Annotated in this window: 23 protein-coding genes; 5 read left to right on the forward strand and 18 right to left on the reverse strand. The window is 46.9% G+C overall.

What is annotated here, in order from left to right:
* Nucleotides 1–807: 807 nt before the first annotated feature.
* Both ACQCVE_RS06300 and ACQCVE_RS06305 read right to left on the reverse strand, forming a co-directional pair.
* Entirely contained in the window at nucleotides 808–1,152 is a 345-nt protein-coding gene (locus ACQCVE_RS06300; RefSeq protein ID WP_426843791.1) for a LapA family protein, read from the reverse strand.
* A gap of 15 nt (nucleotides 1,153–1,167) precedes the next feature.
* Nucleotides 1,168–2,130, reverse strand: coding sequence for a cation diffusion facilitator family transporter (locus ACQCVE_RS06305; protein WP_426862147.1), 963 nt, complete (start codon nucleotides 2,128–2,130; stop codon nucleotides 1,168–1,170).
* 69 nt (nucleotides 2,131–2,199) lie between these two features.
* Between ACQCVE_RS06305 and ACQCVE_RS06310 the strand changes: the two genes are divergently transcribed.
* A complete protein-coding gene (locus ACQCVE_RS06310) occupies nucleotides 2,200–2,328 on the forward strand; it encodes a DUF4023 family protein (protein ID WP_426843789.1) in 129 nt (42 codons plus the stop codon).
* A gap of 173 nt (nucleotides 2,329–2,501) precedes the next feature.
* Here ACQCVE_RS06310 and secDF read toward each other — a convergent pair whose 3' ends face one another.
* Nucleotides 2,502–4,757, reverse strand: a complete 2,256-nt coding sequence (gene secDF, locus ACQCVE_RS06315; protein ID WP_426862365.1) for a protein translocase subunit SecDF — start codon at nucleotides 4,755–4,757, stop codon at nucleotides 2,502–2,504.
* Nucleotides 4,758–4,793: 36 nt separating this feature from the next.
* Complete coding sequence (locus tag ACQCVE_RS06320) at nucleotides 4,794–5,096, reverse strand: post-transcriptional regulator (protein ID WP_426843788.1); 303 nt, start codon at nucleotides 5,094–5,096, stop codon at nucleotides 4,794–4,796.
* Between the two features lie 144 nt (nucleotides 5,097–5,240).
* On the opposite strand from ACQCVE_RS06320, the gene spoVB reads away from it, so the two are divergent.
* Nucleotides 5,241–6,815 (forward strand): stage V sporulation protein B, encoded by a 1,575-nt coding sequence (spoVB, locus tag ACQCVE_RS06325; protein WP_426843787.1) that lies wholly within the window; start codon nucleotides 5,241–5,243, stop codon nucleotides 6,813–6,815.
* Here spoVB and ACQCVE_RS06330 read toward each other — a convergent pair whose 3' ends face one another.
* A complete protein-coding gene (locus tag ACQCVE_RS06330) occupies nucleotides 6,816–7,463 on the reverse strand; it encodes a DUF421 domain-containing protein (protein WP_426862149.1) in 648 nt (215 codons plus the stop codon).
* A gap of 158 nt (nucleotides 7,464–7,621) precedes the next feature.
* On the opposite strand from ACQCVE_RS06330, the gene ACQCVE_RS06335 reads away from it, so the two are divergent.
* A complete protein-coding gene (locus ACQCVE_RS06335; protein WP_426843815.1) occupies nucleotides 7,622–7,999 on the forward strand; it encodes a TIGR04086 family membrane protein in 378 nt (125 codons plus the stop codon).
* Nucleotides 8,000–8,203: 204 nt separating this feature from the next.
* On the opposite strand, the gene yajC is transcribed toward ACQCVE_RS06335, so the two are convergent.
* The 12 genes from yajC to nadB form a co-directional block, all read right to left on the reverse strand.
* Nucleotides 8,204–8,494: a preprotein translocase subunit YajC gene (yajC, locus tag ACQCVE_RS06340; protein WP_426843785.1), complete on the reverse strand. Its 291-nt coding sequence runs from the start codon at nucleotides 8,492–8,494 to the stop codon at nucleotides 8,204–8,206.
* A 23-nt stretch (nucleotides 8,495–8,517) separates the two neighbouring features.
* Nucleotides 8,518–9,669, reverse strand: a complete 1,152-nt coding sequence (gene tgt / locus ACQCVE_RS06345) for a tRNA guanosine(34) transglycosylase Tgt (protein WP_426843784.1) — start codon at nucleotides 9,667–9,669, stop codon at nucleotides 8,518–8,520.
* Between the two features lie 77 nt (nucleotides 9,670–9,746).
* The gene (queA, locus tag ACQCVE_RS06350; protein WP_426862151.1) at nucleotides 9,747–10,775 is read right to left on the reverse strand and encodes a tRNA preQ1(34) S-adenosylmethionine ribosyltransferase-isomerase QueA; all 1,029 of its coding nucleotides are present in this window, start codon (nucleotides 10,773–10,775) and stop codon (nucleotides 9,747–9,749) included.
* Between the two features lie 22 nt (nucleotides 10,776–10,797).
* Nucleotides 10,798–10,998 (reverse strand): DUF2905 domain-containing protein, encoded by a 201-nt coding sequence (locus ACQCVE_RS06355; protein ID WP_426843782.1) that lies wholly within the window; start codon nucleotides 10,996–10,998, stop codon nucleotides 10,798–10,800.
* The gene (gene ruvB / locus ACQCVE_RS06360; protein ID WP_426843780.1) at nucleotides 10,991–11,995 is read right to left on the reverse strand and encodes a Holliday junction branch migration DNA helicase RuvB; all 1,005 of its coding nucleotides are present in this window, start codon (nucleotides 11,993–11,995) and stop codon (nucleotides 10,991–10,993) included. Before ruvB ends, ACQCVE_RS06355 begins: the two co-directional genes overlap by 8 nt.
* A gap of 10 nt (nucleotides 11,996–12,005) precedes the next feature.
* Nucleotides 12,006–12,608: a Holliday junction branch migration protein RuvA gene (gene ruvA, locus ACQCVE_RS06365; protein ID WP_426843779.1), complete on the reverse strand. Its 603-nt coding sequence runs from the start codon at nucleotides 12,606–12,608 to the stop codon at nucleotides 12,006–12,008.
* Between the two features lie 145 nt (nucleotides 12,609–12,753).
* A complete protein-coding gene (locus tag ACQCVE_RS06370; RefSeq protein ID WP_426843778.1) occupies nucleotides 12,754–13,251 on the reverse strand; it encodes a BofC C-terminal domain-containing protein in 498 nt (165 codons plus the stop codon).
* Between the two features lie 148 nt (nucleotides 13,252–13,399).
* Entirely contained in the window at nucleotides 13,400–14,044 is a 645-nt protein-coding gene (locus tag ACQCVE_RS06375; RefSeq protein WP_426862153.1) for a YhcN/YlaJ family sporulation lipoprotein, read from the reverse strand.
* A gap of 327 nt (nucleotides 14,045–14,371) precedes the next feature.
* Nucleotides 14,372–15,994 carry a SafA/ExsA family spore coat assembly protein gene (safA, locus tag ACQCVE_RS06380; protein WP_426862155.1) on the reverse strand — a complete coding sequence of 541 codons (1,623 nt, stop codon included), beginning with the start codon at nucleotides 15,992–15,994 and terminating at the stop codon, nucleotides 14,372–14,374.
* 329 nt (nucleotides 15,995–16,323) lie between these two features.
* Complete coding sequence (gene nadA / locus ACQCVE_RS06385; RefSeq protein ID WP_426862156.1) at nucleotides 16,324–17,430, reverse strand: quinolinate synthase NadA; 1,107 nt, start codon at nucleotides 17,428–17,430, stop codon at nucleotides 16,324–16,326.
* Nucleotides 17,431–17,443: 13 nt separating this feature from the next.
* The gene (gene nadC / locus ACQCVE_RS06390) at nucleotides 17,444–18,274 is read right to left on the reverse strand and encodes a carboxylating nicotinate-nucleotide diphosphorylase (RefSeq protein WP_426843774.1); all 831 of its coding nucleotides are present in this window, start codon (nucleotides 18,272–18,274) and stop codon (nucleotides 17,444–17,446) included.
* The gene (gene nadB, locus ACQCVE_RS06395) at nucleotides 18,271–19,806 is read right to left on the reverse strand and encodes an L-aspartate oxidase (protein ID WP_426843773.1); all 1,536 of its coding nucleotides are present in this window, start codon (nucleotides 19,804–19,806) and stop codon (nucleotides 18,271–18,273) included. Before nadB ends, nadC begins: the two co-directional genes overlap by 4 nt.
* Nucleotides 19,807–19,896: 90 nt before the next feature.
* Here nadB and ACQCVE_RS06400 point away from each other — a divergent pair, with 90 nt between their 5' ends.
* Both ACQCVE_RS06400 and ACQCVE_RS06405 read left to right on the forward strand, forming a co-directional pair.
* Nucleotides 19,897–21,045 carry an IscS subfamily cysteine desulfurase gene (locus tag ACQCVE_RS06400; protein ID WP_426843772.1) on the forward strand — a complete coding sequence of 383 codons (1,149 nt, stop codon included), beginning with the start codon at nucleotides 19,897–19,899 and terminating at the stop codon, nucleotides 21,043–21,045.
* On the forward strand, nucleotides 21,042–21,575 hold the full coding sequence (locus tag ACQCVE_RS06405; protein WP_426862158.1) for a transcription repressor NadR: 534 nt from the start codon (nucleotides 21,042–21,044) through the stop codon (nucleotides 21,573–21,575). The genes ACQCVE_RS06400 and ACQCVE_RS06405 overlap by 4 nt, the downstream gene beginning before the upstream one ends.
* 130 nt (nucleotides 21,576–21,705) lie before the next feature.
* Here the strand turns inward: ACQCVE_RS06405 and pheA are convergent, their stop codons facing one another.
* Nucleotides 21,706–22,566 (reverse strand): prephenate dehydratase, encoded by an 861-nt coding sequence (gene pheA / locus ACQCVE_RS06410; protein WP_426843770.1) that lies wholly within the window; start codon nucleotides 22,564–22,566, stop codon nucleotides 21,706–21,708.
* Nucleotides 22,567–22,578 lie beyond the last annotated feature (12 nt).

Below are 22,578 nucleotides of genomic sequence, written 5' to 3' on the forward strand. Positions count from 1 at the left end.
TCCACATTTAGGGTAAGATTAATCTGGGTCATATTCATCCTCCATTACATTTTTTCTTGGTCGAAAACATTGTAACATGAGGGTGATATGACCCTTTTTCTATTTACACAATTATATGGACTTTACCAAAACCCGGCCGATTTAAGCAAGTATCGGTCGATTTATATGAAGGTCAGCCAATTTAAGCGGGTTTCGGCCGATTTCAAAGGGTTTCAGCCAATTTAAATGAGTTTCGGTCGATTTATATGCGGTTCGGTCGATTTATATGAATTTCGGTCGATATAAATGGGTTTCGGCCGATCTATATGAAGTTCGGCCGATTTAAATGAGTTTCTACCGATATGCAACAACACCCGGCCGATACCCTGCTCATTGGCTACCAGGAGCAGCTTTAAAACCTCCAATACAGCTGAACCGTAGACGGCACCTCCCTCCTGTCCCGCACAATGGACATGGAGAAACCGATTTATCAAAAATGAGACTTGAAAACTGCGCCATAACACAATCTTTCACTCTTCCAAGCTGCCATATTCCGGGCTTCACAGCTAAATGTTTCGAAAGAAATGAGCAGGAGCACAAGCGAGATGCCGCGCCTGGATCAAGTTCTGAACCGCCAGCTTCACTAGAACGCGCGGGGGACAGCGGAAAATCGGAACACACGGCAAAAAAAGTGCTCTGAGCCACTGCTCTGAGCACTTTAAACTATCCTCTTACGGGAGTGACGCAATCCGGTTTGGAATCACGGCACAGGGTCTGAGCTAAGCCCGGTTTCCTCGCCGCTCTTTTTTAATGCTTTATCTGTTGTTTTTATTCACTTGCATGTTTTCTTTCTTTTCGGCTTGGAAGAGAATCCTCAGCACGTACGGCATCTGCAGGTTGGGTTTCTGCACTATGCGGTGATGAACGTTTCCGCTCTTCTAATTCTTTTTTCAGTGCTTTATTCTCTTTTTTTAGAAAGCGGATTCTGCTCATCCCAGTGTACCCCGCCATTAGAGCTCCCATTAGTACGGAGCCTAAAACGATGAGAATCAGCGGCCATTGCGCCTGCCCGAATAAATAATCCACTTCCACCGCTTCAACATTTATAACCGCAAAAACGGCAACAATAAGTGCGAAAAACATGACTAAAAATAAGCTCCATTGCTTTTGCAATTGGATTCCTCCTTTTTAAGAGGTATATGGATTGACATGAACGAATACATTTTGGACTCCATCATGTTCAATCAGGGCACGTTTTACGTTAATGGCAATATCATGCCCATCTTTCACTGTGAGGAAGCTGTCTACAGAGATTTTCACATCCACAATTGCATAATGCCCATGTTCCCTTGCAAACAATTCGTCAATCCTTTTTACACCCTCTACTTGTAAAATGGTCTCTTTCATTTCGGCTGTATCTTCTTCATGCATGACGTGGTCAAGCGAAGCATGAATCGCCTCACTCCCTACTTTCCAGGCGGTAAAAAGAACGAGCATGGAGACAGCGACACCTGCAAATGGATCTGCATATAAAAGCCAGTTCACATTATACCATGAGCCTGCAATGGATCCGGCAATCCCCAGCAGGGCAGCAATAGAGGCAAATACATCCGAGCGATGGTCATAGGCGTTTGCAATAAGAGCATCACTCTTCAATCTTTTACCCAGTCTGTAATTGTATTGAAACATGAGTTCTTTAATAAAGATCGCGGCCACAACCGCTGCGATTGCAATCGGTGAAGGGGCCTTTGCCGGTTTGAAGAAAGCTTCAAACGAGGTCTTTCCAATTTCAAAGCCTACAAGAGCGAGTAATACGGCAACAATTACTGCTGCAATGGACTCCGCTTTTCCATGGCCATACGGATGATCCTTATCGGGCGGTTTTTTGGCCAGCCTGATCCCGAACAGGACCACGACAGAACCGGCTACATCTGTCACAGACATCGCCGCATCAGCAATGAGTGCTTTACTTCCAGAAATAAACCCTATAACTCCTTTTAAAACAGCGAGCAGCAGATTTCCGGCAATTCCTGCCGCTGCTGCAATCTGCACTTTTTTAAATCGCTCTTTCTCCGTTTTAACCGCCCTCCTCCAGCATGGATGCTTCCTCTTATCATATCCCCTTCCAAGTAATTGAATGAGCACAACCATTCATTCCCTCTCTAATTTTTTTCAATAAGGACATATTAGTTTAGAGATCCTTCAACAGGGAGGTGCTGAATGATAATGGAAAAGACGAGCGAATTTGTCAAAGATCTGCATGAGCGGCAGGAAAAAGATGAAGCAAACCGCAGACAGCAGGGAAACCGCAACCCAGGAAGAAAGTCTCCCAGCAAAACAAATAAATAAAATTATTGTTTAGGGTGATTTCCGCTTCAGGACTCCCTCATGCAGGCTGGCGGTGAGCCTCCTGGTTGCCGTCACCGGGCTTTCACATGCCAGCTGGCATGCCGCATTCAAGTAAAAAAACAGGGAAGCGCTGGAATGCGCCTCCCTGTTTTTTCTTCTGATAGCTTCTTGGCTTACACCTCTGGATGCTGGTTGGAATGAATTTCTTTCGTTTGTTCATCTTTCTTTTTCAAGAATTCTCTCTTTTTCATGATAAGCCACAGCTGGGCTGCAATGAAGATAGAGGAATAGGCTCCTGAAATTAATCCGATGAGAAGCGCGATGGAGAAGTTCCGAATTGCTTCGCTTCCGAAAATCAGCAGGGCTACTGTAGTGAACACTACTGTGAGCACCGTGTTGATGGATCTGGTGAAGGTCTGCTGCAGGCTTTTGTTGACAATCGTTTTTAGATCATCGACAGAGCGTACCTTCGTTTTTTTGTAAAGCTCCCTGATCCGGTCAAACGTAACGATCGTATCATTGATGGAATATCCGACAATCGTTAAAATGGCTGCGATAAAGGTTAGCTCAACCTCGAGCCGGGTTAAGCTGAAGATGGCAATGATAAAAAATGCATCGTAAAGGAGCGCTGCGATCGAAGCAACTCCCATCCGCCATTCAAATCTTACCGCTACATAAAGGACTATGCCGACGGATGCAATCAGGATTCCATACAGGGCATTTCTGGCCAGTTCTTTTCCCACTTCAGGTGAAACGGTACTGACCCCAGGCTCCTGTCCGTATCTGGAAGTAATCTGAGTTTTCAGTTCAGCAATTTCCTCTTTATCCAAAACCCCAGCAAAACGGGCAACAGCTGTTTCATTGTTGTTTCCTGCAAGCACAATTTCGCTTGCTTCCATGTTTAATTCCTTCAGATCCGTTTCAACCTGTTCCGCAGTCAGCGGCTGATCCGAACTGATTTGCACCCTGGTTCCACTCGTAAAGTCAATGCCGAGATTCAGTTTGAATAGAAGCAAGATAACGATTCCCGCTGCGATGGTGATCCCTGAGAATGCGAAAAAGGCATTTCTGTATTTAAGAAAATCCACTTTATCAAACCGGGTTGGGGCATCTGTATATTTATCTGTCTCATAAATTTCAAGCATCTGGCTCTTTTTGACGCCGAACCATGATTTCTTTTTGTCCAGCCAGCGGCTTTCCACAAGAAGGGAAAGCAGGATTCTCGAAAGGAACACAGCTGTGATAAAGCTCGCTGTAATACTGACAAGAAGCATGGTCGCAAACCCTTTAACAGCACTGGTTCCAAAGAAAAAGAGAACGCCTCCGGCCAGCATCGTTGTTAAGTTCGCATCCAGGATCGTCATAAAGGATCTTCTGTTTCCGGACTTAAATGCCGAGCGGACCGACTTGCCGAGCTTAAGCTCTTCTTTAATCCGCTCATACGTGATGATGTTGGCGTCGACCGCCATCCCTACCCCAAGAATCAGGGCTGCGATTCCCGGCAAAGTCAGGACTCCGTTCATCCAGTCGAAAATTTGAAGAATAAGGAAAATATAGGCGCTCAGCGTGATAACCGCAACTGCACCGGGCAGTTTGTAATAAAAGAGCATAAACACAAAAATGACCGATACCCCGATAATGCCTGCAAGAACTGTTGTGTTCAGGGCTTCTTCCCCGAATTTAGCTCCAACAGATGTCGAGTACGTCTCGTCCAGCTGCACAGGAAGAGATCCAGCATTCAATAAATTGGCAAGCTCCTGGGCTTCTTTTATTGAAAATTGGCCGGAAATGATGACGTCTGAAGTGTCCAGCACTTCATTTACATTCGGATTAGAAAGATATTTCGGGTTCTCCTTTGTTCTTTCTTCCTTATACTTGTCCCCAGACTGATAATCGAGCCAAATGATCAGCTGATTTTCTCCTTGAGGCTGCTTTGAAAAAATTTCAGCAGTCGTTTCTTTAAATTTATTCTGGTCCTTAAGCTTGACAGAAACGACCGGCTCGTTGGAATTTGGATCGAACGTTTGCTTTGCCGCCCCCTGGACAAGGTCTGACCCGTTCAAGTATTCCTTGTCCTCCACATCCCGGAACGTAAGCTTTGCTTCGGTTGAGAGAATTTCACGGGCTTTATTCTGGTCCTCCACCCCGGCAAGCTGAACCCGGATCCGTTCGCCTTCGATTTGTATATTCGGCTCACTTACACCAAGCACGTTTGCCCGGTTTTCCAGGGCTCTTACTGTGCTGACTAACGCTTCTCTGTCAACAACGTCCCCTTTATTCGCAGGCTTTACATCATAAAGAACCTCGAACCCGCCTTGCAGGTCAAGGCCTTTCGGGATATTTCCTGTTACCTCATCCGTTCTGAATCCGATGATAACCCCTATTAATATTGTTATGAAAAAAAACGCAAGGATGCGCCCCCGCTTAATCATTATGTATCCTCCTTAGCTACCTGAACCTATCCATTAAAGCAGTTCATCCAGCATTCTGCTGCCCTCATCACTGCCGAACCAGTTAGGTGTCTTATATGATTCGACGGCTGCATAATTCATGAATTCACCTGCTCTGACAGACATGATGCCGCTCACCATTTTATGTACTGCTATTTCTTCATCTTTGCTGATTGTTTTCCACTTCTTTTTCACTAAGTATGTCCATAATTCCTGCTCTGAGACCTGATCATAGCCGAGTACTGCAAACTCTTCCAGCTTGCTTTTCATAAATGGCCTGACATGATGCCTGTACAGTTCTGCAGGATGTTTCTCCATTTGCGCACGCTCCTTTGCCAAAGCATTTCAGTTTTATTTTGCCGTACGATAGGCCTTTATTCGTAAACTTGTCATGCTTGGCCATCTGACAGTCATATAGTAATTGTATATGAAAACAAGCTATTTGAGAAGGCAGGGAAGGAAATGTCCAAGCAAACTTTTTTAAAGGGAACGATCATTCTAATTGCCGCAGGACTCGTCACCCGGGTTCTTGGATTTATTAACAGAATTGTCCTTGCGAGATTCGTGGGGCAGGAAGGGGTCGGCCTTTATATGATGGCCGTTCCCACTCTCGTTTTAATTATCACGATTACTCAATTTGGCCTTCCTGTTGCCATATCCAAGCTTGTGGCAGAAGCAGATGCCCGAGGCGACCAGAGACGCGTCAAAAAAATATTAGCTGTTTCTCTCGCTCTGACGGGAACCTTAAGCCTTCTCTTTACACCATTGATCTTGTTATCGGCTCCTTTTTTATCCAATCACCTTTTTACTGATCCCAGAACCTATTATCCTCTGATCGCGGTAGCGCCTGTCGTTCCGATAGTAGCCATTTCCTCTGTTTTGCGGGGGTATTTCCAGGGGAAGCAGAACATGAAGCCGGCAGCCTATTCCCAGGTGCTTGAACAGATTGTACGGATTTCTCTCATCGCTGTATTTACTACTGCGTTCCTTCCATACGGCATCGAATACGCCGCAGCCGGGGCCATGTTTTCTGCGGTAATAGGTGAGCTTGTCTCCCTTTTCTACCTGTTTATCATGTTTAAAAGAAAAAAGAAAATAAAAATCCGGAAAAACTTCTTTCAGTCTGTAAAGGCCGGAAAAAGCACACTAAACGATTTAATGGAAATAGCGGTGCCGACTACGGGAAGCAGGCTGATCGGGTCAGTATCATGGTTTTTCGAACCGATTGTCGTCGCACAAAGCCTGGCCATCGCGGGGATTGGCGCGGCGGCTGCTACGAGCCAGTATGGAGGGCTGACAGGATATGCGCTCCCGCTGCTTATGCTGCCTTCTTTTGTTACCGTATCCCTTTCAACTTCACTCGTACCGGCGATCAGCGAGGCAATGGCACAGGGAAAAAAGAAGCTTGTCGAGCATAGACTCCGTCAGGCCCTGAGACTTTCGCTTGTAACAGGGGGACTTGCAGCTGTCGTTTTATATGTATTCGCCGAACCGCTGATGGAAGGAATGTACGGAAATAAGGATGCCGCCGTGTTCGTTAAGCTTATGGCCCCATTTTTTATTTTCAACTATATTCAAGGCCCGCTGCAGGCCGTTCTTCAGGCTCTGAATTTAGCGGGAGCAGCGATGATTAACAGCCTGATCGGAGCAGCCGTCAAAACCGCCCTGATTTTTCTGCTTGCCTCACGTCCGGAAATGGGGATAAAAGGGGCCGCTTTAGCGATTGTCATTGGAATCATGACCGTAACCCTTCTTCATCTTGCAACGGTCATTAAGGTCGTCGCCCTGACGATTTATGTAAAAGAATATGTTAACAGTTTGTTTGCAATGGCCATCACAGGAATTATCAGCTATTACGCTTATTATAGCTGGCTCGAACAGTTCGGCCTTCTAACCGGACTTTTACTAGCTTTAACTCTTTGCTGCCTGATCTACCTGTTCATCTTATTGACGCTAAAACTCGTGCTAAAAGAAGAGCTGGAGCGCGTTCCTTTTTTAGGGCGGACACTGGCTAAATGGATTCCTTCATCCCGATGATTATACATTCGAAAGATCCACATAAAGCTCTCCGTTTGAAAACGAACAAAAAGAAATATGCTGTACTTCAGGATAGCCCAGCCTGCGGAGCTCCTGCCTTAGCCATAGCTCCGTTTTCCCTGTCTTTTCAAGGTGGCCGGGCTGAATTTCCCCATCAATAATCAGCGCCAATTCAAGTGGCTGCATCGGCTTGCCTTCTTCTTTTTTAAAAACATTCAGCTTCCCCGATGTCTCAAGGATGGCAAACTCTACATCTGAAACGCTGCGCACATCTTTTTCACGGAGCTGGGTCATTAAGTCATCAAAATTGTACCTCTGCGATTTCATCGCTTTCTCATCAATCTTCCCTCTATTGATGATAATGGTCGGCTTCCCATCGATCAGCTGTCTGACTTTCTCGCTTTTAAGTGAAAGTTTAGCAAGAATGTATTGAATGACCAGCAGGAAAAGCATGGATATGACCGAGTTAAGCAGCGGGGCTTTAGGGTCTTCTATGGCCGTCACAGCAAGCTCTGCAATCATAATAAATACGACGAGATCGAGAATGCTCAGTTCGCCGATTTCCCGTTTCCCCATCATCCGGAAAATAAAAATGATTAAAAAATACAGCAGCGCCGTACGGGCAATGATAATCAGATAAACTTCCACCAATGCCCCTCCCTTCGCAATTATGCTCCTAATAGTTTGTACTGGTCATGGCAAACCATGCGGCTTTTTTACATGAATTGATTCTAAACCTGCATGCAGAAGAATACCTTTACACTAGACGAGCATAAACAAGCATGCGCCAAAAGGGAGAGATGCTTATTATGGAAACAAAAAAATGGGGAAAAGCAATATTAAGCGGATTAGCCGTTATTTTCTCAAGCGCCATCCTTATCAGTGTGATTTTTTCACTGCTTCTCAAATTTACCGGGATGACGGAAAGCTCCATTCAATGGATTCTGCTTGCCCTCTCATTTATTACTCTTTTCATCGGCGGTTTCATTGCAGGCGGTAAAGGCAAAGAACGCGGCTGGCTTCTTGGTGGAATTACTGCTTTGTGCTTTACACTGATCATTGTACTATTTCAGTTTCTCGGTTTTGGCTCTTCCATGAAACCAATGCAGCTCCTCTACCATGCAGGCTTCCTCGGCATGGCGATGCTGGGCGGAATGATCGGGGTCAACCTGTCATCGGATTAAAGGTTCAGTAAGCCCCCGGCAGCCGGGGGCTTTTGATTGCTGCAGGGCATTTCACCGGAACGCGTGTTTGACAGCGGATGTTTACTCTTTACACTGTTTTCCCACGCATCCTGCTCTGCCTTCACGTTTTCCAGCCATGCTGCTTCCCGCACATTCCACGGTTCATCCTAAGTACCTGAAACTCAAAAAAAAACAGAGAAAGCATTAAGCTTCCTCTGTTTTATGTAGGACGGATTTTTCTTTTACTTCACGGATGGCTCTCCGTTCGAAGGTTAAACGGGAACCTTCGCCCGTTTTAAGTACGGCTTTTTCTTCATCGATTGATTCGATAGTAGCGTGAAGGCCGCCGATTGTTACGATTTTATCGCCTTTTTGCAGGCTGCTTTGCATTTCGCGGAAAGTTTTTTGCTGTTTTTGCTGCGGACGAATCAGCAGGAAATAAAAAATCGCGAACATTAAAACCAGTGATAGGATCGTAGTCATTGAATTACCCATTTACATTTCACCCCTTTCAAGAATTAGAAGTTGCGAGCGTTCGGTTTATTGAATCCATATTGTTCAAAGAACTCATCTCTGAAATCGCCAAGACGGTCTTCTCGAATCGCTTGTCTAACTTGCTCCATTAATTTTAACAGAAAATGAAGATTATGATAAGACGTAAGTCTGATACCAAAAGTCTCTTCGCATTTGATTAAATGGCGAATGTAGGCGCGCGAGTAATTTTTGCATGTGTAGCAATCGCAGTTTTCATCAATTGGACCGAAATCCTTTGCATATTTCGCATTTTTGACTACCAGCCGCCCTGTGCTCGTCATCAGTGTTCCATTTCGGGCAATGCGGGTTGGGAGTACGCAGTCAAACATGTCAATCCCGCGGATCGCACCGTCTATGAGTGAGTCCGGTGAACCGACCCCCATCAGGTAGCGCGGTTTGTTATCAGGCATCCAGGGAGTGGTAAATTCCAGAACACGGTTCATGACATCCTTCGGTTCACCAACCGATAGACCGCCGACTGCGTAACCGGGAAAATCAAGCGACACAAGATCTTTGGCACTCTGCTTCCGTAATTCCTCATATTCTCCGCCCTGAATGATTCCGAAGAGGCCCTGGTCATTCGGCCGGCCATGCGCATTCAGGCATCGTTCTGCCCAGCGGCTAGTCCGCTCAACAGATTTTTTCATGTAATCGTACTCAGCTGGATACGGGGGACATTCATCGAAAGCCATCATAATATCGGAGCCGAGATCATTTTGGATGTGCATCGCTTTTTCAGGCGAGAGAAAAAGTTTATCCCCATTTAAATGATTTCGGAAATGGACGCCTTCTTCTTCGATTTTCCTGAATTCGCTCAGGGAGAATACTTGAAATCCCCCTGAATCCGTTAAAATAGCCCGGTCCCAGTTCATAAATTTGTGAAGGCCGCCTGCCTCTCTGACAATCTCATTGCCAGGGCGAAGCCAAAGATGGTAGGTGTTGCTCAAGATGATATTGGAACCCATCTCTTTTAAATCTTCAGGAGACATTGTTTTTACTGTAGCCAGTGTTCCGACCGGCATGAAGGCAGGTGTATCAAATGAGCCGTGGGGAGTATGGACCTTTCCGAGTCTCGCACCTGTCTGTTTGCATGTTTTTATAAATTCGTACCGTATCGGTGATGATGAAGCTGTCACCGTCTCTCCTCCTCTGTGTACTGCCTTTTATTCAGTCTATCCTAATTTAATTGATTATAAAGCTTATGCTTCTCGTTTTACAGGATCAGCATGGCGTCCCCGAAGCTGAAGAACCGGTATCGTTCGCTTACTGCCGTTTCATAGGCCCGCAATACATTCTCCCTGCCCGCTAGTGAACTGACGAGCATAATCAAAGATGATTTGGGGAGATGGAAGTTTGTGAGCATTCCGTCTATTGCTTTAAACTCATAGCCCGGATAAATAAAGATGCTGGTCCATCCGTTTTCTTCTCTGAACGTTCCTTCATGGGCTGAAGCGATGGTTTCGAGTGTCCGCGTTGAAGTGGTTCCTACTGAAATGATGCGGCCGCCGTTTGCTTTTGTTTCGTTCAGCAAACGGGCTGTTCCTTCTGTCATCTGATAAAATTCCGCATGCATTTCATGCTCTTCCACCGTTTCTGCGCTGACTGGACGAAAGGTTCCAAGACCTACGTGCAGGGTAATATAGGCTACTGAAACTCCCTTTTCCTGCAAGCCGTTTAAGATCTCCTCTGTGAAATGGAGTCCGGCTGTAGGGGCTGCTGCGGATCCTGCTTCCCTGGAGAAAACTGTCTGGTAGCGCTCGCGGTCGTCAAGCTGCTCTTTTATATATGGAGGCAGCGGCATTTCACCGAGCGACTCGAGAACCTCGTAAAAAATACCGTCGTACGAAAAGTGCAGCGTCCTGCCTCCGTGCTCCTGTTCCTCTACACACTTTGCCGTGAGTTTTCCGTCCCCGAACGTTATAATCGTTCCTTCTCTCACACGTTTTGCAGGCTTAATCAGCGTTTCCCAAGTGTCCCCTTCAGCCTGCTTCAGAAGCAAAACCTCTATTTTGGCGCCAGTGTCTTCTTTCATTCCAAAAAGTCTGGCTGGAAGCACCCGGGTATCATTCAGCACAAGGCAGTCACCAGGCTCTAAATAGCTTGAAATGTCAGGGAACGTCCCATGATTGATGGTTCCAGAGTGTTTGTCAAGCACCATCAGTCTGGAAGCATCCCGTTTTTCAAGGGGAACCTGGGCAATCAGTTCTTCCGGAAGGTTAAAATCAAATAGATCTACTTTCATGTTATCACCTGTTTTTCTGTTGTCATTTAAATCGCCCAAAAATAGAAAAAAGGACGGTCAGCAGGATACTGATGATAATGGAGGTGGCAATCGGGAAGAAAAAGGTGGTATTGCCCTTTTTAAAGACTAAATCGCCCGGCAGCTTTCCCACCGCCTGCATAAACAGGCCGGCTGCAAAAAGAACTCCTCCAATAATCATCAGCAGTTTAGGCATTTCAGTCATGCTCCGGAACCTCCAGGTTAAAATGTCTGTAAACCGCTTCGGTTACCATTCTTCCCCTGGATGTTCTTTGTAAAAACCCTATTTGTAAAAGATATGGTTCATAAACATCTTCAATGGTATGTGATTCTTCTCCAATGGTCGCAGATATCGTATCAAGGCCGACCGGACCTCCCTTATACTTTTCAATGATCCCGGTCAGAAACTTATGGTCAATATGGTCAAGGCCAAGCCGGTCAACCTGAAGCCTTTCAAGAGCCTCTGATGCCAGTTCTTCCGATATGGCATCCCTGCCGAGAACCTGTGCGAAATCACGGACCCTTCTAAGCAGACGGTTGGCAATCCTGGGAGTCCCCCTGGATCTTCTTGAGATTTCTGCTGAAGCGGGCGGATCAATCCCGATCTGCAGAATATCCGAGGTACGGTTAACAATTTCAGAAAGCTCCGTCTCCGTATAATACTCCAGTCTGCTCAGGACACCGAAGCGGTCTCTTAATGGCGCGGTCAGCAGCCCTACCCTTGTGGTAGCTCCCACAAGCGTGAAAGGAGGAAGGTCAAGCCTCACAGATCTCGCATCCGGCCCTTTGCCGATAACGATATCCAGACAAAAATCCTCCATGGCCGGATACAGCACCTCTTCTATCGAACGGTGAAGCCTGTGAATTTCATCTATAAATAAGACGTCACCCGGCTCAAGAGCGGTTAGGATCGCTGCCAGGTCTCCAGGCCTTTCAATGGCCGGTCCGGACGTGGTCCGGAGATTGACCCCCATTTCATTGGCAATAATAGCTGCAAGGGTCGTTTTTCCCAATCCGGGCGGACCATACAGAAGAACATGGTCGAGTGTTTCTTCGCGCATTTTTGCTGCCTGGATAAAAATATCAAGGTTCTCTTTTACCTTTTCCTGCCCGATATACTGACTAAGTCTTTGCGGGCGAAGGCTGAGCTCCAAATATTGCTCTTCATTTTCAGCACTCCCGGAAACAAGCCGGTCATTCATGGTCATCACCTTACTTTAAAAGCTTTTGCAATGCTTTTTTTACGAGCTGGTCTGTGGTCAGCGGCTCATCTTTTAAAGCCGGAATGACCTTGCTGATTTCCCGCTCCGCATAGCCAAGGACTTTAAGCGCTTCAACGGCTTCTGATAAAGCCTTGGCTGAATCATCTTTTTCGGCGTACATTTCATGGGTAAACAAAGATGGAGAAAAAGCCGGTGCCACATCTCCGAGCTTTCCTTTTAAATCAAGGATAATTTGTCTTGCCGTCTTTTTTCCCACTCCCGGAAACTTAATGAGGAAGGCTTCATCCTCGGATTCGATAGCCTGTACAACGCTTGAAGGATCTCCGGTTGCAAGAATGGCCAGCGCCCCTTTAGGTCCTATGCCCGTAACATTTAAAAGCTTTGTAAACAATGCTTTTTCTTCTCTTGATCTGAAACCGTACAAGGCAAGAATATCTTCTCTGACATGCTGGTATGTATAGATGACGGTTTCCGCGCCGTTGGTATAAACAAATGGATTCGGAGCAAAAATTTTATAGCCGATCCCGTTATGGTCGATCACAATATATTCAGGGGAGATAAAGTCAATCCTCCCGCGTACAAATTCAATCACACTGTTCACCTCTTTGCAACTGTACCTCATTGTACCATAAAACAGGCAGGCCAAGAACAAGAACGTTCCATATGTCCGGAATTCCGGCAGTCGCTGTGTTAAATGAGGAGAAAAACAAAAAAACCTGCTTATGCAGGCGGAACAGCTATTTTTTTGCAGGGGGAGTGCCGTAATTCCTGAAGGTTTCAATGACTTTTAAGTAACGGTTTCTGCTTTCAACCCTGATCCCGTTTTCGAGCTCGCAATGTCTTCTCGTTTCCAGTTTCCCAACATCAATCTGGTAGAAGGACTGAATGACTTTCACGGCTTCATCCGGCTTCCCGTCATAAATAGTCAGTATTCCTTCGTTGTCCAAACCAAAATACCCATTTGCTTTCATCAGCGGGGATATATCGTTGATTTTTTTTCTTAATAGGATGGACTGTCCGCTGTGCCTCTCCACAGTCCATCCGCTGTCCCGGGCCATGAGAGATTTAATGTTCCGAACCGTTTCTTCCTTTGTTTCAATGCTTACTTCCCCATCTAAGTACGTTCTTTCAAAATCCACCTTTAGGCGGTCAGCCTGAGCGAACGCAGATTCAGGCGGAACAGACAAAAAGAGAGTGAGAAGCATCATTGATACATAAATCATCCATTTGGCCATTGAAGCCACCTCACGTTCAATTAATAAAATTCACAGGCAGGTATCTTCATCCCTAGAAAAATCATCCATGATTGCCGCATTTATATTGTTGCCATTCCCCGTCAAATTAACCCGGAAAATAAAAAAGCCAGGGAATAAACCCCTGACTTTACCGGTTTGGATTAAGCGTACGCTCAATCGTTTTTCCGGTATTCTTCATAAATTCCTGGATGTCGGCATCAATGCTTTTGCGGTCTGTTCCGCCTTTTATATCGTTATCGATCTGCACGAGACGGTCAAATGAGCCTTCATCTGTGAAAACGTCAACATTTTTGCCTTCTGCCATCTTTTTCGTTTCCTTTATGATGGCATTTTTAGCATTCTTATCATTCACATCACTGGTATCCACACCGACTACCACGTTATCCTCTGTGACAATCGTTCGAACATCGTCGACATTCGGCATGCCGGCAATTTTTTTGGACACTTTATCGGCTATTTTCTGTTCATTATCTGAGTAATACCCGTTTCCATCACCATGATTGTCAGCGATGGGAACCGTCAGGTTATTCATTCCCCGTTCGTTTATTCCTCTATCGGGGCGGTCATTTCTGTCTCCGTCCATCATTTCCGTAATCGGACCTTCGTTATCCGCATGGTCTCTCCCTCTGCCGTCATGTTCATTTGAGTACATTCCGATAGGCTGCATGTTGTCATTGTAATTCATTGCATTATCATCGTTATTTCCGCAGCCGCCCAGCACCCCTGCAGTCAGAAGAGCTAAAGATCCGAATTGAATGGTCTTTTTTATCAAGATGACAACCCCCTGTTTTTGACCAATTGAGCATACATGCTCCTGGTTAGCTTGTGCTGAACAGAATGTTTTAATCTTGACAGTTCTCTCCAGAACCAATCGGCTGCCGTATAATTATCTGGCGGATTTTTATCATCTACAGCCCGGTCTTCCTGTCCCTTTTTTCCTTGCTTTCTTACATTTCGGGGCTGATAGCTCCCTTCCGTTGGGTACAGATTTTGTTATCATCTTCCAAGCCAGACTCCCCTAAATATAAACAGGGAAACGCTGGAATGCGTCTCCCTGTTTATGGTATCGTACCTTTTCAAAGCATCTAGTAAAGATTTCTTAATCTTCTTCCCCATTGTAGAATTCAGGGCGGCCAAACATCGGTCCGTATCCAGGCTGCATTCCGTAGCCCTGTCCCTGCATACCTGGTGTTCCGCATCCGCAATCCTGAGGCATTTGGCCGTACGCGCCGCCGGTCATGGGCTGGCCTTTTCCTTGCTGCGCACCCATTACGTTCGGCATGTTTTCATCCATAGCGCCCATCACGTTCGGCATGTTAGGTGACATGGCACCCATCACGTTCGGCATATTTGGAGACATCGCACCCATCACGTTCGGCATATTCTCATCCATGGCGCCCATTACGTTTGGCATATAACCTCCGTAAGCACCCATCACACCAGGACCAAAACCGGAACCCGGCATGACCGGCGACGAAGGAGTGCATCCTGGAGGGTATGGAGAATACCCCATTTGCGGCATCATTTGCGGCATGCTTTGAGCACCCATTACATTCGGCATGTTTTCATCCATCGCACCCATCACATTTGGCATATTCGGGGACATGGCGCCCATCACGTTTGGCATGTTTTCATCCATCGCACCCATCACGTTCGGCATGTTCGGAGACATGGACCCCATCACGTTTGGCATGTTCGGAGACATCGCACCCATCACATTCGGCATGTTGGGAGACATGGCGCCCATCACGTTTGGCTGGTTCTCGAAGGCACCCATAACGTTTGGCATATTCGGGGACATGGCGCCCATCACGTTTGGCATGTTTTCATCCATCGCACCCATCACATTCGGCATATTCTCATCCATGGCTCCTGCCACTCCATACGGCATCATCGGCGGGGATGGGTAGCACCAATATGGCATTGGCGGGGGTGGACAATGGTGATGATGGTGCATAGGATAGCCATATCCGTACATCGGAGCCTGCATTCCGTATCCAGGACCACCATACATCGGCTGCTGCATAGATGGCTGCATGGCTCCTGCCACTCCCGCAGGAGCGGAATAAGGCATATTAGGCATTTTCTCCATATTCTTTGTTGCCTCCTCTTTCTTGGCTGGTGAAAGTGCCTTTTGTGCATCTTGTTTGGCAGCTTGTTTTTCTGCTGGCTTCTCCTCCGGTTTTTTCATGGCCGGCATGACGTTTGTTGGTTTCTTCATTTCCGGCATGACGTTTGCCGGCTTCTTCATTTCCGGCATGACGTTTGCCGGCTTTTTCATCTCAGGCATAACGTTGGCTGGCTTCGGAGGAAGCTGCGGCTGTTTTGGCGGCATCGACATGTTCACCATATAGTAATTGTTAATGTCCATTTCAGGGAAAACAGGCTGCGGAATATTAGGCATTTTTGGCATGAAAGGAGTTATTGGCTTTTCTTTTTTCGGCTCTTCAACCGGCTGAACCTCTTTTGGCTTTTCCTTAACAGGCTGCTGAACCGGCTGTTCCTTCGGTGGCATTTGCATTTCTTTTTTCGGATTGAAGTTAATCTGAGCCTCTTTTTTAACCGGAACACTTCCAGTCGGCACTTTAATTTTCATACCGGGCATTATGGAATCGGGATTGCTTAATTGAGAGTTCATCTTTTTTAGTTCTTCGAAGTCAGCACCATATTTTTTCGAGATGTTCCACAATGTATCCCCTTTTTGAACGATATGGATTTTCAAAGGTTCCCCCTCCTATGCATTAACTGTATAGTAAAAGCATACAGGCTAATTGCCGTTATTCTTCACCACAAGTTATGCACAAAAGAGAGCGAATATGCCTTTCTTGAAAATACCCGCCCTTGCCTGCAAGTTTTTCCCCTTCGGAAACTTCCCTATTATAAAACGCAGAAACCGTGACAGATGTGCCACTTTTTATGAAATTTTATCCGCTCGTGCCCTGATCAGCTCCTGACCGGCAGAACCGTTTTTCAAAAAATAAATAAAACCCGCATACCATTGCGGGCTGATAACTTTTTATCCGAGAGGCTGGTTTATAGCCTTTCCGATGCCTAAATGGAAAGCATCCTGTTCAATGCGAGTACAGCGTGTCTGGTAACCTCGACGCTGACTTTGATCCGGTTGATTTCTTTCCCTTCAGCAATCGATTCAAGAGACCATAGCAAATGCGCCAGGTCAATCCTGTTCATCGTCAGGCAAGGGCACATATAAGGATTCAGGGAGACAATTTCCTTATCCGGATGAGTGGCGATTAATCTGCTGACGAGATTCATTTCGGTTCCGACAGCCCACTTTGAACCAGGCTCTGCTTTTGAAATTTGGTCGATAATGTATTTGGTCGACCCTGCCATGTCTGATAGCTGAACGACTTCATGAGTGCACTCCGGATGGACAACGATTTTCATCTCGGGTTTGGTATTCCTGATATGGGCAATGTTTTTTTCGGTGAACTTTTCATGGACAGAGCAATGCCCCTTCCAAAGCAAAATCGTTAGTTCCTCTGGATTTCCTTCGTATTCAAGGGTTTCCTTCACCGGATTCCAGACTGCCATGTTTTTGAGCGGAATGCCGAGATCAAAAGCTGTATTTCTGCCAAGGTGCTGATCCGGCAGGAAAAGGATCCGTTTCTTTTGCTTCAGCGCCCAGGCCACGATTTTTGCTGCATTGGAAGATGTGACAGCAGCCCCGCCATTTCTTCCGACAAACGCTTTTATAGCGGCGGTTGAATTGACATAGGTTAACGGGATAATCGTATCCCCGAACTGTGCTGTCAGCTGCTCCCAAGCGCGCTCTGTTTGTTGAATATCCGCCATATCTGCCATGGAACAGCCTGCTCTCATATCAGGCAAATAGACGTTCTGACGGCTTTCTGTCAGCATATCCGCGGTTTCCGCCATAAAATGCACACCGCAAAAGACAATGTGTTCGGCTTCTTTGTTTTCAGCTGCCGCCTGTGCAAGCTGCAGGGAATCCCCTGTGCAATCAGCGAACTGGATCACTTCATCTTTTTGATAGTGGTGGCCTGGAATAAAAAGCCTGCTGCCGAGCTCTTTTTTTATTTTCCAGATTTTCTTTTCCATTTCTTCTGAGGGAAGCTCCGCATAGACAGGCGGAATAAGCGAAACAGCCTCCTCATGCAATTCATCCAGTAGATTCATCTTTTTAATCCCCCTATTTCATCAGCAGGCTGAAATCCAGCGCCTTGACTGAATGTGTTAAGTATCCGAGCGAGATGAAGTTGACCCCTGTTCCTTTGTACTTGTGAAGATTTTCGGGAGTAATTCCTCCGGATGCTTCAGTAATAATGGACGAAGGAGTCATTTCAGCAAATCTTTTTATTTCTTCAGGCGAACGGTTGTCAAACATAATAATGTCAGCCCCTGCCTCAATCGCCTCTAAAAGCTGGGATTCAGTTTCAACTTCCACTTCAATTTTAACGGTATGGCCGATTCTGTTTTTTACTTTGCTGACCGCCTTCCGGATACTTCCGGCAAATGAAATATGATTGTCCTTTATCATGACCGCATCATAGAGTCCGTTTCTGTGGCTTCGTCCGCCGCCGCACTTTACAGCGTATTTATCAAACATCCGCAGTCCGGGTGCTGTTTTTCTGGTATCACAAATAAGCGTTTCAGGACTGTCCAGCAATAGGATGGCATTCCTTGTGGCTGTAGCAATTCCGCTCATTCTTTGAATAAGGTTCAACCCGGTTCGCTCTGCACCGAGGATCGAAGGAATGCTGCCTGAAATGATGGCGACCGCTTCCCCTTTTTCGACCTGCTCGCCGTCTCTTTTAAAAATCCTGATTCCGGCCTGCCCGTCAAGCATCGAAAAAACAATTTTCAATACCATTTCTCCTGAAAAAATCCCGTTTTCCTTCGCCGTTATAACAGCTTCTCCACGGTCAGAATGCGAAAATATTCCGTTTGAGGACACATCTCCATCCCCAAGATCCTCGATTAAAAATTGCCGAAGAGCCTCTTTTACCTTAAGCGGATTCATCGATTCACCTCTAAAGCTTTTTTATTTGGTTGCCATTTGATTTTCCGGCGGGTCCACTCTGTCTGTTTTTCAGGAAAATCCGACCTGAAGTGACAGCCTCTGCTTTCCGTTCTTTCGAGGGCTGCACGGGCAATAAGTTCTCCTGCAGTGATCATATTGGCAAGCTCCATGGTTTCATGGGTCAGTTGGCCGGCATCCCTTGCCTCAAGCTTAAGCTTCTTGAACCAGCCGGATAAATACGTTAAACCCTCTCCGTCTCTTTCAATGCCGGCAAAGCGGTCCATCATCTCCGCTACCTCTTGTTTTGTAGCTGGATAGGTTTGTACTGAAGTGAAGCGGGCAGGTTTTTCAGGAAAGGAAGGAAGAGGCGGAAGGAGGAAAAGATCCTCCGCTATTTTTTTCCCAAATACGATCCCTTCGAGAAGGGAATTGCTGGCCAGCCGGTTTGCACCGTGTACGCCATTACAAGCTGCTTCACCTGCTGCGTAAAGGCGGTGAATACTCGTTCTGCCGGCAAGGTCCGTCTGGACGCCGCCCATCGCAAAATGCATGCCCGGCATGACAGGTATCAATCCTTCTGACAGATTCACTCCTTGCTCCGTACACATCCGGCTGATGTTTGGAAACCGCTTCTGGAAGCCGGTAATTGGTTTGATGTTAAGAAAAACCTGTTCTCCCTTCTGAATGGTGCGGAAAATTTCTCTTGCCACCACATCCCTCGGTGCCAGATCGGCAAGAGGATGGGCTTGCTTCATCAGTCTTCGTCCTGATGTGTCCTGAAGAAAAGCGCCTTCCCCTCTGACAGCTTCGGATATTAACCCCTCCGTCCTTCCGTTCCGGTAAAGCATCGTAGGATGGAACTGCACGAACTCGAGATCCGACAAAATGGCCCCTGCCTGATAGGCGAGGGCGATGCCATCCCCCGTGCTGTTTTTATGGTTAGAGGTATAGCTGTATAGCGCTCCGCAGCCTCCAGTGGCAAGAACCACGGCCGAGCTGTAAATGGAATGCTGTCTTCCCTCCAAATCCACAGCGCGCACACCGTAACAGCTTCCATCCTTTACGAGAAGCTCTGATACCATCATCCCTTCAAGGATCTTTACCTTGCTTCTCGTTTGCTCTGCGAGGAATCCAACAGCCGCCCTCCCTGTCTGATCTCCCCCTGCATGAATGATCCGATTAATGCGGTGGGCCCCTTCCCTGCCAAGCGCAAGGCTGCCGCAGCTCGTTCTGTCTGCCGGCAAACCCATTGAAATCAAGTCACGGATAAGCTTTTCTCCCTCTTTAGCGAGCATTTCAGCTGCATGGGGGTTTGTATGGCCATCTCCAGCCTGCATTGTATCAGCTAAATGAAACTCCCATGAATCGTCCTCTGCAAGGGCTGCTGCAATGCCTCCCTGAGCCATAGCGGAGTTTCCATCATGAAGCTTGCCTTTCGTGACAACGGTTACGTTCAATCCTTCACAAATATAATAAGCAACGGCTAAAGCTGCGATGCCGCTTCCGACAATCAGCACATCAGTTTGCTGCATAGTTTCACCTTACTTTACATGTGTCTTGACACTTATCTTTACATAATTTTAAAATAAGCACAAGAGTTTTTTAATTGGAGGAACCCCTATATGATCTACTTGGATTACGCAGCTACAGCCCCTATGCGGCAGCAGGCGGTTGATGCATATGCAAAAGCGGCGAAAACCGTTTACGGCAATAGCCAGAGCCTTCATGAAGATGGGGGCCGGGCTGCTGAATGGCTCAATGCCTCAAGGAAGAAAATTGCTTCTTTTCTGGGAGGGGAAGCAAAAGGGCTTTATTTCACCGGCAGTGGTAGTGAGGCGAATACACTTGCAATCCGCTCCCTTCTAAACGGAGCAGACACTTATAAAAACGAGATCGTGTCAGGGGGAATGGAGCATGCTTCCATCCGTACGTATCTGGATGATTTAAGCAAATCCGGATATGTCATAAGGAAGGTGCTTCCAGGCGAAAATGGCCATATAGGAGCTGCTGAGGTGGAACCCCATCTATCCAGCCGCACAGCGCTCATTACGGTCCAGCATGCGAACTCAGAAACCGGAATTGTTCATGATATTAAAGAAATCAGCAGGCTTGCTCAGCGCAGCAGCATCCTGTTTCACTCGGATTGCGTACAGACGTTCGGGAAAATTCCCATTCCAGCAGAGGAGTGGGGGCTGAGTGCAGTATCCATCTCGGCTCACAAAATTGGAGGTCCTAAAGGAATGGGGGCGGCTTATATTACGCCAGAAGCAAGATGGAGGCCTGTTATTGAAGGGACAGCCCACGAAGGAGGCTTCCGTCCCGGCACAGCGGACGTGCCGGGGGCCGTTTCTTTTGCAGTGGCGGCAATGGAAACGATGAAGCATATGGACAGAGAATGGACGAAGATGAGAGAATACAGAAAGCATTTAACCACTTTCGTGAACCATACGAAGCTTGGAAAAATAGTTGAAGCGGCAAGACCGGAATTTCAGCTGCCGGGAATCACCGGCATCCTGCTCTCTCATCGTGAGGGGCAGTATGCGATGCTGGCCTGCAGCCAGATGGGCATTGCTGTATCGACAGGAAGCGCCTGCCACGCCGGTATGACGCACCCGCCTCCCGCCCTTCTTGCGCTGGGTATTCCGGAAGAGGAGGCTCATTGTTTTATCAGGGTCTCAGCCGGAGAAGGCACGGCGCTTGCCCATTTAGAGAAACTGGAAGCCATATTATCGGCAGCATGTTCCGGAGCGGAAAGGATGAATCACCTTTGAATTCAAAGATATACGGGGATGAGCGCCGGGAGCGCATTTTGCAATTGCTGAAAAAAAGCCCTGCTCCTATAACCGGGAGCGGGCTTGCTAAAGAAATGAATGTCAGCCGTCAGGTAATCGTTCAGGATATCTCCCTTTTAAAAGCAAAGTCCGAACCAATTGTAGCCACCAGCCAGGGATACGTGTATATGCTCCAGCATGCACCCAGGAAAGCCGCCGAGCGCCTGATCGCCTGCTCTCATCCTCCAGAACGGACGGAAGAGGAATTAAAAATAATTGTCGATTTCGGAGCCGCTGTAAAGGATGTATCCGTTGAGCACCCCGTATATGGAGATATAACAGCCTCCATCTTGGTGCACAGCCGCAAGGAAGCGGATGAATTCCTTGCAAAAATCAAAAACACCCAGTCCTTTTACCTTTCCCAGCTGACAGAAGGAGTTCACATGCATACCATTTCTGCAGATTCGGAGGACATTCTGGATGAAGTGTGCAATGCATTGGACGAAGCAGGGTTCCTTATTAAAGATTAAGCGGATTGTGCGGCAGGCACACAATCTATTGGTACATGGGGTAAAATGCGGATAGAAGCCTTTACCTGAAGCGAATCGAAAAGCACCAGAAAATAAAGAAGCTGAACCGGACAGTCCGGTTCAGCTTCTTTTACGCGTAAAACGCTTTATAGCTTCCAAGAATTTTAACACCGCAGCCAAGAGCTTCAAGCTCATTCACAGCTCCCGGAATCAGCACGCTGTCCATTGCATGCTCTAAGTCAATGATAAAAAAGTAATTGCCAAGCCCGGTTTTCATCGGTCTGGATTCAATTTTGGACATATTCAGCTTTCTCCAGGAAAAGGCAGAAAGGACCTGATGCAGCGTTCCGGACTGATTGGAGGGCAGCGTAACCATGACCGTAGTTTTATCCTTGGCTTCGTAGCCGGGCAAAGTCGGAGGCTTTTCATCCATTGCCGGGTGCAGGATGGCGAAAAGCGTATGGTTGTAGCTGTAGTCATGAATATCCCGCTTAACGATGGATAAACCATAGACTTCCGCAGCCATTTCGTTCGCAATCACTCCCGCGTTTTCCTCGGGATGGGAGCTCACATACTGGGCAGCTGCTCCTGTAGAAGCAGCATGGGAGTGCTCAGCGCTTGGAAATTGCTGATGCAGATACCTGTGGCACTGGGCAATCGCATGGGAATGGGAGACGATTCGCTCAACTTTTTCCCATGCGCCTGCCCGATCAGGATGAACCATAAAGTGCTGGCTGATGGGTACGACCAATTCACCGACAATGTGCAGAGGCTGTTCATGAACCAGGTAGTCCACCGTCAGATTAACGGATCCTTCAATCGCATTTTCAAGGGGAACAATAGCAAAATCCACGTCACCATCAGCAACCGCATCCATGCATGCAGGAATGGTCGCATAAGGAATTTGGATGTTTTGTGAATGAAAAAATGTTGAAACGGCCAAATGGGTAAACGTTGCTTCAGGTCCTAAAAATCCAATGCGATAACTCAATAGTACCAACTC

This window comes from Metabacillus sp. 113a, assembly GCF_050107635.1.
GTDB lineage: Bacteria > Bacillota > Bacilli > Bacillales > Bacillaceae > Metabacillus_B.